Source organism: Pilosibacter fragilis, from assembly GCF_032490495.1.
Lineage (GTDB): Bacteria > Bacillota > Clostridia > Lachnospirales > Lachnospiraceae > Pilosibacter > Pilosibacter fragilis.
Genome location: NZ_JAVYJB010000002.1, coordinates 99512 through 112115, shown reverse-complemented (window position 1 = coordinate 112115; position 12604 = coordinate 99512). Strand labels below are relative to the sequence as shown.

The window sequence follows — 12604 nt, the reverse complement described above, 5'->3', positions numbered from 1 at the left end:
ATCATCCCATTGTTTATGAAGAACATACAGTGTAAAAAAGCGCAGTTGTGAGATGGCACAGTTGACAGTGCGGTCAGAGAGGGCTCTTGATTTCTGAAGCCAACGGATGTAATCACGCAGCTCTTCCCATGAAACATCTTCAGGTGATTTGTGAAGGATGTCAGTCAGATAATGCAGATAAGCCCGGATATAGGTGCAGTAGTTTTTTTGGTATGGTCAGTAAGACCGCGAAGGGAAATCATTTCCCTGTAAGAATCCAAATATTTGTCCATGATAAATCTCCTTTGAAATGTGATAAAAGCAATGTCAACATTAAAAAAGGTGGCGGACGAATAAAAAAATAAGATATGTAGTTGTTGAGATTAAAAATCCATGATAAAGTAAGCATAGCAGTTTTTGTGTATGTTTATGTTAAGGTAGGGGTATCTCAACAATACAACATATATTCAAAAACTGCTACTTTTTTTGAAAGTGGTGAAATAATTGTATCTGGGGCTGGCCGTCGCGCCAGCGACTTGGCACAATCACAAAGTAGGAGGGATTCAGAATGGCATTAGCGAACAAATTGGGAATTCGAGATTCCGCAGAATTAGCCAGATTGGAAGAAAAACTCAGTAAAAAGAAAGCTGCTGAACTCTTTGAAAAGGGATTACTTGATACATTTGAAGTGGGGACCTTTGCGGGACTTGCAAAGATTCATAAATATTTGTTTGATGATATTTATGATTTTGCCGGACAGCTCCGAACTGTCAATATAGCAAAAGGAAATTTTCGATTCGCTCCATTAATGTATTTACAAACAGCTCTCGAAAATATAGACCATATGCCACAAAGTAATTTCGATGAAATTATCGAAAAATATGTGGAAATGAATGTAGCGCATCCGTTTCGAGAGGGAAACGGAAGAAGTACCCGCATCTGGTTAGATGCAATGCTGAAAAAAGAAATTGGACAAGTTGTGGATTGGAGCCAGGTGGATAAAGAAGATTATCTTTTGGCTATGGAAAGAAGTCCGATTAAGGATATTGAAATCAAATTCCTTTTAAAAAATGCACTTACAGATATGATTGATGACCGTACAGTGTACATGAAAGGTATTGATGCAAGCTATTACTATGAAGGCTACAATGTTTTTAAGACGGACGAGCTTAGTTAAAAAGAGAGGGGAGTTGCCATTAGCAGCTCCCATTTTTACTTTCCGAGACGGGTGTTGAGGATATTCTAAACGTATTGCATATTACGGATACCAACGGCCACATTATGCCCGCAAGCAGCCATAATCTGTTTTGTAACAGCCGGCGCAGAACAATCCTTTGTTCTGCTTGATTGCCTAACCTCATAGACTGCAACACTTGTCAATAGAGGCATTTATGCCTGGCTTTAACCCTTGCTATTGATGAGTATTGCAGTCTGTGATACCGACCGTCTTGCTTCGGAAAGCAGCCGTTCTAAAACGGAATGGCGACCGCCAAGCACCGTAAACTGCACGTATTGTTCCATGGGAACTCTACAGCTCTGGCTCTCAGGATTCCATCCTGAGAAGGATAGCAAAGCTATCTGATACGTTAAATCTTGCTATCTGAGAAAATAACTTTTATTATAGTGCGCAAGATGGTGTGGGAGATAGTGTGCAAATGAATGCTCTGCTCCGGTGTACCATTAGTTATCATGACTATCGGGAAGAGGACATATAAAATGGATACTATCGATCTTTCTAAAACGACATCAGAAATATTTTCTCCGCTTTTCTTATACGGAAGAAGTTACATTATCAAAAACACCTGTAAAGGATCAGCTCATCTGCAGTGTGGATCTTGGAATCAATACGGATGCAGTCTGTAGTATCATGCGGTCAGACGGAACTGTTCTGGACCGGAAATTTATTAATTTCCCCAGTGAAAAAGACCGGCTGTCCCATGTACTCGGAAGGATCCGGAGATTCCAGAAGGAACACGGTTCCAGGCAGATCGGAAGCCGATGGGCGTATGCGAAACGTCTGAATACGGAACTTGCCAGAAAGACTGGCCGTTCGATCGCAGAATATGCTCATGAGAATCATGCGGATGTGATCGTGTTTGAGTACCTGGAAATGAAGGGAAAGATTTCAGGAAAGAAACGACAGAAACTGCATCTTTGGAAAAAACGGGAGATCCAGACTATGTGCGAACACAAAGCACACCGGTATGGGATCCGTGTGTCCCGTGTCTGCGCATGGAATACCAGCCGTCTGGCGTATGATGGAAGCGGACCGGTCAGCCGAGATCCGAAGAACCACAGCCTGTGTGTTTTCCAATCTGGAAAACAGTATAACTGTGATCTGTCAGCATCCTACAATATCGGAGCGAGATACTGGATTCGGGAAATCATAAAAACCTTACCGGAAACGGAAAGGTCTTCACTGGAGGCAAAAGTACCTGCGGTGAAGCGCAGAACCTCATGCGTTTATGCTGACCTGCTCATCCTTCAGAATGAGTATGGATGTTTGAAAGCTGCATAAACACAGGCAGATATCCGGAGGACTACCTGTTATGTGGAACCCAGCCGTACCCGGCATGGAGGATGCGCATATCTGCGCAGTTCTAAGTTTCAGGCGTATCCGCCGGTATCCGGTCTTGCCGTTTAAAACGGTTGAGAAGTATGTGACTTTAGTCATGTGAGGTTCACGGAAACCCTGATTTTTGAGATTCCCGGATTTGATAAATATTCGGAAAACTTGATAAAAAGTTCGACGATAGGAGCTCGAAAAATCGCTTCCCGGAAAGAATCTGTTGCGGAAACGCGAGAAATACCGTATAATAATGCGGTCTGATCTTTACATTTAGAGCGGATTTATCCGTAAAATGATGGAAAATCCGAATTGTGCGTATTTCAGAAAAAACTTTTTTTGTCGTAAGAGCGAAAAATATTATGTAAACTGTCCGTGACAAAAAAACACTTGACAAGAATTTGTGTTTTTTCGCTTACGGAGAAAATCAGAAAAAAGAACTAAAAGGAACCAAAAACAGCGATGAATACATCGCAAAAAACATGAGAAATGTAGGTAAAATAAGGTTTTATGAGAAAATTAGCATTGCCAGAAGAGATACTCTTGAGTATCCAGCAGCCCGCCCGCTACATCGGCGGTGAGGTGAACATGGTGAAGAAAGATCCGTCCACTGTGGACATCCGGTTTGCCATGTGTTTCCCGGATGTATAAGACAAAAGTGCATGTTTGCCCCACAATGAGGTGTTTTTTATGGACATTTCATTCATTTATGCTGATTTTCTCCTCTTTTTTAAACGAAACATATAAAACCTGGACGATTTTTTACGTGTTGTAATCCAAAGAATCGTCTGATTATTGCAATAGCGTTGTAAAATAATGGACTAAAACAAGGTTATCCACAATCAGCCAAAAAAAAAGACAGATAACTTTGAAAGGTCTTTCGATACAATTTTATACGATCAATCTGTATATTGTTCCAACAGAAACAACGACGAACCCGTCGTTATTTTTTTGTCCGAAACAGATGAAATCCGTTCCCATAATTGCAAAAGCAAGGAGGAAACGGGCTATGTTGGAATTTAAAAATCGTGAACTTTTGGAAAAATATCAGTATAACACGGTCGCATTATCAAACGATCTGATGGACCGCATGCATCACATACAGTCCCTGGAAAGACAAGGACAAAACATTGATCGTATCAGACTCCCATTTGCTGATTCGTACCTGACAGCACCGATACGCGAAGCTATGCACCGAAAAATAGAACAGCAGCAGCAGGATCTGCAGCAACAGTGGAAGGAGTTGTACGGAAGTGGCTATCCTTATATCAAGGACAAGGATGGAACATTGACACATGCCTCACGTATGACCGGCGAACATCTGATGGTTCCTTCGAGGGATGGATGGTATCATATCCCGGATACTTTATGCCAAAATGCGGAAGAACGACAAATCCGTCAGCAGTTTGAAAAGGAGTGTGCACAATTAGAACGACAAATCCCGTATGAAACCGGGAAGCAAATTGAACAGATGTTTCTGGAAACCAGGAATAACGCACAACAGCTCTGGGCTCATCGAACCGGCCTTTCCATGGATGGAGGTGACCTGTCAGCCATTGCGACGCGTGGTTTAATCGTACCGACACAGGGACATGGTAAGGATGAGGAAGCGCAACTTGAATATACGGCAACTCCGATTTCCATGAACGCAAAAGGTTTTATTCAGCTATTGCGGATAGCAGCCCTGGAAGAATACAAGAACATGCAGGGAACCGTTGTTTGCCGCACACAGGGAACTCCCAAAATCCTGGGTGATTATCTGCAGCCGGATCAGATAGTCTGTTATATTGCAAGAGACGCCTGCCATCGCGTATGCCGTTATCTGGATACAACCGATATGATGCAGGTACACAATACAAAAACCATTCTGGAAAACGGCAAGGAAATGGAAGTGGATCGGAAGTCCGCACAGGAATTAACCGCAAACGATTATCGCAGTTTCAGTCATCCGATGCTTGAACATCAGAGCATTACACTGATTAATGATTCTTATGATGGGCGGGTGGGAAATTGTTCCATTGCATACGGCGACCGGATATACGGAAATCTGGAAAGCATGGCAAAGGGACTTGGGCTGACTCAGATTCAGGAGTGGATCTGTAACGACTGCATTCAGATGTTTGCACAAGATATACAACGCGAGACCGGAGCAGATATGGAATGGCAGCCGGAAATGGATGTCACGCAGAAACGGGAACCGGACGATCTGGATGTAGAATATGACCCCGGAACGAACATGGTACGGGATCTGGATGATTGGGAAAGGGAAGAAGAATCTTTCACGGAATGGCAGCCGGAAATGGACGCCGTATGGAGACAGGAACAAAAAATGGAAGTTGAAGATATGGAGCGATAGCAGAGGAAGAATTAGGATAGAAAAATCACATTATTCCAATCGTCTGGAAACGGCAGATATCAAGGCGGTAACAGATGATGCTCTTATTTTTGCATACTACATTCTTCGTTACACAAAAGAGATCTCGTGGAGATCTCTTTTTTTCTATCTCAAAACCAAAAACATTCTTTTTCTCTCCATAATTTCCCTGAACAAAAAAATGAATGGAGGCTTTTCGTATGTTTAAACGGGAGATCACGGAAATTAAAAAAACAATGTCACCCCAGGAATGCAATATCAGCCGCATCCGCGGATGCTGCGTCAATGGAGAAAAAGAAATTCTGTCATCATTTGGTGATACATTTCTTTCCCTTCCGGAAGAGGAGGTCTTTAAATATTATGAAATCTTTAAAAAGACTTTGTCTGGAAAAATCGGCAAAAATGTACATAACTTAGATATACCACTGGCCGCAGAAAAAGAGGATGGTGAGCAGGAGTTTATGATGCGACTGCGAAAAAGCGAGCTGAAGGATGATGAACTGGTCGAAGAATTTTTCCAGAACATCATTGATACCTATGATATCGTTGGGAACTATGCGATTATTCTCGCATACGGGAGTTACGACATTCCGGGAAAAACCTCTGACAACGCTACACTGAATGATGCGTCCGACGAAGTGTTCCGGTACCTGCTCTGCAGCATCTGTCCGATGTCTTTGGACAAACCGGGGCTTGCTTATAATGAAGAAGCGAAGACCGTGGAAAATCGTAAGCGTTCCTGGAATGTGGAAATGCCGACGCATGGATTTTTATTCCCAGCTTTCAATGATCGCTCCACGGATATCCACGCTGCATTATGTTATACGAAGAAAAGCATCGATAAACAGACGGTATTTTTTAGAACGATGTTTGGGGCAACAATGCCGGAATCTGCGGAAGAACAGAAACAAATGTTTGAGACCGTGGTAGAAAAGACATTTGGTGCAGCCCCGGAATTTGCCATTGTCAAATCTGTCAATGATAATCTTGCGCGTATTGCGGAAGAAAAGAAAGATCAAAATAATGGCGGTATGAATAAGGATGAACTGCGTTCCATTTTTGAGGAAAGTGGAGCTGATGAAACAGATCTCGAAACGTTTGATCGGATTTATGACGAAGTGGTAGGAAAGGGAAAGGAACTGCTTCCGGAAAATGTTCTGAATGCTTCCAAACTGGAAATTAAAACGGAAGAGGCCGTGGTCTCCGCAAAACTGGGAGAAGGATCTTCCATTGAAACCAAAGTGGTGGACGGCGTCAGATGCCTGGTGCTTCCGTTGAATGGAATTTGCAGCATAAACGGCATCAAAGTAAGTTAAATTTGCATTTCATATGGCGAAATTATTGTTAATTTTCGCTGACCCGCCTTATGTGCGGGTCTGTATAGAAACCATACCAATAATTCAAATATTTTTCCCATAATTTTCCAGAGAAAATCCAGCGTAGGAAAGGAGAACTATGAAAGACAAATTTAAACGACGGATAGTTTATCTGGGAATCACTTTGTTGGCATTCATTGGTATTGGCGTTGCCGCAATCATTTCTACGACCAGACAGAAAGCAGATCATGCCATGGCAATGATACAGACGGTAGATAAACAAGAAGTAAAGGAAATGGTAAACGAAAATATCGCAAAAGAAGAAACTATGAAACTGCGCGATCACTGGACCATTGCCGGGTTCGGATTAGACTCCAGAAACCCTGAAAATTTAAAAAATGGAAATTCGGATGTAATCATCCTGTTTGACATGAATGGAAAGACCGGTGCCATTAAAATGGTCAGCGTATATCGTGATACCTGCATGAATATCGGGAATGGCAAGTACCGTAAAGCCAATGCTGCTTACGCAACCGGTGGGCCAAAACAGGCTGTACAAATGCTGAATGAAAATCTGGATGTGGAAATCGATGATTATGTAGCCGTGACATGGAAAAGTGTGGCGGATGCCATTAATATCCTCGGTGGAGTAGATCTCGAAGTTACCAAAAGCGAATTCCGCTACATCAATGCCTTCATTACAGAAACCGTAAAATCAACCGGTATAGGTTCTTATCAGCTAAAAGCGCCGGGGATGCAGCATCTGGATGGTGTACAGGCTGTGGCATATTGTAGGTTGCGTTTAATGGATAATGATTTTAAAAGAACGGAACGCCAGCAGAAAGTGTTGCAACTGGTATTGGAAAAAGCAAAACATGCGGACTTCGCCACGCTTAACAACATTATTGAAACAGTCTTTCCGCAGACAGCTTCTTCCATTGATATGGATGATCTTCTTGCAGCCGCAAAGAATATTATGAAACTGCATATTGCAGAAACGCAGGGATTTCCGACTCAATATTCCTGTAAAAACATTGGCGGGGATTACGTGTTCCCGGAATCATTGGCAGATAACGTTTCTATCCTACATGAATTTCTGTATGATTCGATTAAGTATCAGGTATCAGGACGCGTAAAGGAAATTTCCGATGCAATATACAAAAAAGAATATGGGAAAAGAACCGTTGAGAAAAAAGTCGAACAGAGTAAAACGGAAATAGAAACGTGGGAGGCACAAACGCAGGAAACATGGTCTTCGAATGAATACAGTCCAGAACTGCAACCTTCGATAAAAACACCGGATGAAACGACATCAGAGACTGAATCGATGCCAGGAATCGCAAACGAAACCGAAAAAACAACCTCGGAACATTCAGAAACGAAAGAAGAAGAGATGATGGATCAGGCAGATCAGGTAGATCAGGCAGAGCCGACAAAACCGGCAGGGCCTGCATCTGACAAAACACGAATTACAGAAACAGAAGCGACTGTTACGGTGCCAGATACAGATATTGTTTTGGAAGAATCGGAGTGCAACGTACAATAACGAAAAATTCGTTTGTGCAATGTTGCGACAAAAGGAGGACACTATATGCAGAGAAAATATATTGAGGATTTTTCTGAATTGGAAAGAATGCTGGTGCTGGACATGAATTTTCTCCGCTGCGCCTGCAACGGATACGAAGACCGCGATCTGTTAATCTGTATCATTCGGATCATGTATAGTATTTACCTTACATTTCAATACCGGGAAGACTGGACCTTACAAGATGTCGGTAACTATGTGGACACAATGGTTCAATATTTGAGAGTGGGTCAGAGCCCACAGTATCATTATATTAACACGGTCCAGATCGCTATTGAGCACCATGATAAAAAACCGATGTATTACGCGACAATCGGGGCGATCTTAGTGGAGCCGCAAAGCTGGCACTTATTCATTGGATTGAGTGCAATGACCAAAGCAGATGGAACTTTAAAAAGAGTTTTCGAGTGGTTCACACGTGCAGAAGCGTAGCACCGTCCCTTTGGAATGGAAGATCCTCTCATATACTCTTATTCCACGAAGTCCGCCCTGATGGGCGGATTTTTCATATACATCTCATCCCATAATTGGTTTGAACCTATAACAGAAATTTGAGATACGAAAGGAAAAAACTATGGAAAAAAGTATAACTGAATTACTGGTGCGTCCTCAAATCGCATTCGAAACAATCCCCGGACATTACACCGGAGAAACCAAATTCCGTACCGGGCTTTGTGATACACATAAGCGGAGTGTTGCGGCGTCAAACCATGTAGAGGACTATAATGTCACGCTTAGCAATGTGGCCGTTCTGTTCGATTATGTAAAAGACGGACAGCTCTCCTGCGCTGGCAGTTCTGACCGTGTTTACCTGGAATTTCGGGATAAGGGAGGAAACACGGTGTGGTGCTATGCGGAAATGGATGGAGAGTATCCGCAGGTCTATGACAAAGCATCAGATACGATATACGCTACCGCAGCCCTGGCTGTCTTGGCGATTCTGACAGTGCCGGTTATCCGCAAAAGTTATATGGATGTGATAGCTGCAATGCAAGATGCAAATGTGGATTATGACAAACTTACCACTGGTATCTATCATTTCTGCGACTCGTTTTTATACGACTTCGCAAAACCAGCAAAAAGCGTCTATCAAACCAAGGGAACTCTGACCGAGGAGGAATTGTTATTGGCATATCGCAGCCGTTTGTTAAACGATATGTCAAATCAGTTTTCGATGGAGAAAAACGCAGAACCATGCAGGCTGTTCCGGGGCATCGCACAAAAAGAAGAGCCTAAAAAAGCAGTCAAGAAACAGAATGACAACATGAAAAGCTTCCGTAATATGGAGCATCATGTGGATTATGAGTGGAAGGATGAGCAGAAAGACCGCATCCGTCCCGTGTCATTCCTGGATGATTTCACACCGACGGACACCTTCTACAAGGTTATGAAAAAAATCGACCTGCGTATCGGCAAAAACATGGTGACTAACCTGCAATGTGGAGTCACAGACCCGTTAATGATCCGTTCCGACTATGTAAATATGCTCTTTTATGGCGATCCGGGTACCGGAAAAACAGCACTTGCCAATGCCATTTCCGCATCAACAGGCATGCCGATCTATGAGGTAACCTTTAACGAGGATTCCGAGGAAGACGAATTCGAGGGAAAAAATAAGATCGTAGAAGGCAAGCTCTCATTCGTGGAAACAGCGTTCCTGGAGGGTTTTGCAAACGGAGGCATTCTGCTTCTGGAGGAGATCAATCTGGCCAGAGCCAACATCTTCACATCCGTTCTGAATCAGGCGATGGAATATCCGTATATCATTAAACGGAATGGTTACGAACGGATCGTGAGACATCCATTGACGGTGATCATCGGAACCATGAACCTGGAGACAGAGGGAACCACTTCCTTAAACTCTGCTTGTTCTCAGCGTTTTACGTCCAAATACCTCGTCGGGGAAATGGGAGACAAGGACATGATGGAATCCCTTAGAAAACGAGGATACTCCACGGATGATATCCGTTACGTGTATGGGCAGTATAAAAAGTTGCGAAAATCCCTGAAAGAAACGGACCAGGAACGGAAGCTGCTGCGTGAGGTTTCCATCCGGCAGTGCATTGACGCACTGAACGCTATAGAAGAGGGTGTGGAACCGCGGGAAGCAGTTATTGACAGCCTTTATGGCGCACTGGCTGTGAAGAATAAGCGCGTTGCGGATAAGTATATGGCCGGAATGTTTCAGGCTATGGTTAATTATACAAAAACCACTTGATCGCAGTATGCGAACAATCTTATACGGAAAGAGGAAATCACATGGATAAAGAAACAGTCCGCTGGGAAGCGGAGAAAAATATGTACTCCGGAATTGTGACCGGTATCGTTGGAAGGGAGATGCACGTACTGGAAGCGGAGGACGGCAAGCTTGGCTACACAAAAGCCGGGAATACGGTATATGTAGCCAGAAAACATCCGCTGTTCCAGATGATTGATGAAAAAGAAGCGGCGACGCTGCGTTATGGAGTATGTGTGCATGAGGCGCTGCATCAGGTATTCACAAATTTCAGTTACATGCAGCGCTCCATCAGCACACTTTCCAGGACAAAACTGTTGAAGACAGAACTGGATATCCGGATGTACTGTATTTTTGTGAACCTGGTAGAAGATCCAGCCATTGAAAATATGGCGTCCAGAGTCATCGGTGGCACACCGCTTGCGGCACTGGGTTATACGATCCGCAAAATTTACGAACTGTCCGGTGACTTTCAGAAAGGCTGCCGCTATCCAATCGAGGAAGTGATCAATGCGCTAATCCAGTTTGGGGATCTCGGCATTCTGAAAGGTAATTTTTCCTTCCAGTCAGCCCGCGGTATTTTTTTAAAGATCGCCAGACCATTTTATGATGCAATCAATGAAATGGATCCAAAGAAACGAATTGACGCCGTATTTCCGATTTATGCGGAATGTGCAAGGTTGTGGGCCGGATATTCCGAGAAAAAGAAAGAAGAGATGGAGTCGCAGATTGCTCAAACAATGGAAAAGCGCGGGAAAAGTGGCGCCGACCGGGAGGCTTCCGGAACCGGGAGCCGTGGAACCTGCAATGACAGCACACCAACACAGAACAGACGTACGCAAACCATGAAACGTCTGGAAGCGGAACAGGGCCAGAGCCAGTCAAATCATGAGCGTCCGGTAACGGATGCGTCTGCAAAGAGTAAAAATAATGGCGACAACCATCCGGATGATAGCGCGGTCCAGACAGGGCAGAGTAGCGCAGCGCATGCGGACAACAATGGTCAGACGCCAGAACAGGATTCTATCTGGAACCAGGAGATACCGGAAATGCCGGAACTTTTGGAAAAAGACCGAGAAAATATCCTGGAAGGTATTCGTTCATATATGCATGAACCTGAAACAAATGCAACGGACAAAAAACAGTATTACCGCGACTTCGACCAGTTCGAAGAACTGAATAACAAATCGGAATATCGGCATATTCAGGCAATAAACAGATATGCTTCAGAGCCTAGTCCAAAGCATGTACAGCGTTATGACAAAATTCTGCACACGATGCAGGGTGGAATCGCCGGAACCGTGTCAGAACTACGGGAAATTTTTCTTTCTGACAGGGTTCGTAAAATACACTGTGAGAGCGGACGTGCTGACATGAACCGTTTTGCTTCCGGCAGGCTGAGCTCAAAAATGTTTCAGAAACGCCGGGCGCAAGGACATAAAGCGGATATGTGCGTCACCGTGATCGGCGATCATTCAGGCAGTATGGCTGGGGAAAAATTAACCAGAGAACTGTATACGGTTGTTGCGCTGGCTGAAATTTTTGCCGAACTCGATATTCCGTTTTATTTTTTCAGCTTCCATGTGGAAGGCAGGAAACCAATACAGACCCATTACATCCGCTGGGACAATACGGAAACCGAACGGCATCGCCTGGTGAGTTTTAAAGCAGATGGATGCAATTTTGATTCTTACAGCATCCGCTACGCCGCAAAACTTCTGGAAGAACGCCCGGAACGACATAAACTCCTGTTTGTGCTGTCTGACGGCCTGCCTTCTTTTTACGACAGTGTGGAAATGGGAATCAGAGAAAACACAACCGCTGTTATGGAAGCAAGATTGGCAGATATCGACGTAATAGGATTTGGTATCGGCACGACTAAAAAAGAAACATTCCATCGGATGTACGGGGAAGAATATTATGTGGAAGTGAAAAATCCCGCGAATATGTTCGAACAGATTGTGGGGAGGCTCACAACGGTTGTGGACGGTTGGGATTAGAGAAAGGAGACAGTAGTATGAATTATGAAAGTATGAAAGTATTCCGGGACGGGAACCAGCTCGTCATCGTGTTGGAAAATGCCGGGAAGGAATTGGAAGGCATGGTCATGTCTATGATCGGTGGTAATATTCCAAAAGTAGAGCATCTCTCTCCGCCAGCGCCGATTCCGAAGGAACGCCCGGACATTGAGAATATGAAAGAAATGTCACAGGCCAAACCGGCAAAATTCATTCAGGAAAATCGTCGCAGTGGCGACATGCGAACCGTCCGGTTGGAGGAAGAGCATACGGACCGTGCAAATATGATGGCACAGCGGCCGGATCCTTACCGGATGAATTACTTTGAACTGAAGACTTTTCTGGAAGCACAGAGCGCGAACAGGAAATTACGGGAAACCGTAGCGAAAAAATATCACACGGGGAATCTCGCGTTTGTTTTCAACACCAAAGGCGAAACCGAACTGCGCGCCCTCGCAACAGCTATTTTGTAACCTTTCAGAAACCGTCCTGGCCACAGGGCGGTTTTTTGTCGTCCAGCTTTTTACTAT

Annotated in this window: 10 protein-coding genes and 1 pseudogene; 10 read left to right on the top strand and 1 reads right to left on the bottom strand. The window is 44.0% G+C overall.

Annotated features, from left to right (window positions below; translation table 11 throughout):
- Positions 1–12 precede the first annotated feature (12 nt).
- Positions 13–198, bottom strand: a pseudogene (locus ABCW45_RS17885) (phage integrase N-terminal SAM-like domain-containing protein); the annotation flags it as partial.
- Between the two features lie 349 nt (positions 199–547).
- On the opposite strand from ABCW45_RS17885, the gene fic reads away from it, so the two are divergent.
- The 10 genes from fic (at position 548) to ABCW45_RS01760 (ending at position 12547) form a co-directional block, all read left to right on the top strand.
- Complete coding sequence (fic, locus tag ABCW45_RS01805) at positions 548–1156, top strand: protein adenylyltransferase Fic (protein WP_117552294.1); 609 nt, start codon at positions 548–550, stop codon at positions 1154–1156.
- A 651-nt stretch (positions 1157–1807) separates the two neighbouring features.
- On the top strand, positions 1808–2497 hold the full coding sequence (locus ABCW45_RS01800) for an IS200/IS605 family accessory protein TnpB-related protein (RefSeq protein ID WP_343220139.1): 690 nt from the start codon (positions 1808–1810) through the stop codon (positions 2495–2497).
- Positions 2498–3055: 558 nt separating this feature from the next.
- Complete coding sequence (locus ABCW45_RS01795) at positions 3056–3196, top strand: hypothetical protein (RefSeq protein WP_343220178.1); 141 nt, start codon at positions 3056–3058, stop codon at positions 3194–3196.
- 358 nt (positions 3197–3554) lie between these two features.
- A complete protein-coding gene (locus ABCW45_RS01790; protein ID WP_343220138.1) occupies positions 3555–4901 on the top strand; it encodes a hypothetical protein in 1347 nt (448 codons plus the stop codon).
- A gap of 218 nt (positions 4902–5119) precedes the next feature.
- On the top strand, positions 5120–6235 hold the full coding sequence (locus tag ABCW45_RS01785) for a DUF4317 domain-containing protein (protein ID WP_343220137.1): 1116 nt from the start codon (positions 5120–5122) through the stop codon (positions 6233–6235).
- A gap of 139 nt (positions 6236–6374) precedes the next feature.
- A complete protein-coding gene (locus tag ABCW45_RS01780; protein WP_343220136.1) occupies positions 6375–7781 on the top strand; it encodes an LCP family protein in 1407 nt (468 codons plus the stop codon).
- Positions 7782–7826: 45 nt separating this feature from the next.
- Entirely contained in the window at positions 7827–8252 is a 426-nt protein-coding gene (locus tag ABCW45_RS01775; protein WP_215704173.1) for a hypothetical protein, read from the top strand.
- Positions 8253–8394: 142 nt separating this feature from the next.
- Entirely contained in the window at positions 8395–10038 is a 1644-nt protein-coding gene (locus ABCW45_RS01770) for an AAA family ATPase (RefSeq protein WP_343220135.1), read from the top strand.
- A 41-nt stretch (positions 10039–10079) separates the two neighbouring features.
- A complete protein-coding gene (locus ABCW45_RS01765; RefSeq protein ID WP_343220134.1) occupies positions 10080–12056 on the top strand; it encodes a hypothetical protein in 1977 nt (658 codons plus the stop codon).
- Positions 12057–12073: 17 nt separating this feature from the next.
- Positions 12074–12547 carry a hypothetical protein gene (locus tag ABCW45_RS01760; protein WP_215630799.1) on the top strand — a complete coding sequence of 158 codons (474 nt, stop codon included), beginning with the start codon at positions 12074–12076 and terminating at the stop codon, positions 12545–12547.
- Positions 12548–12604 lie beyond the last annotated feature (57 nt).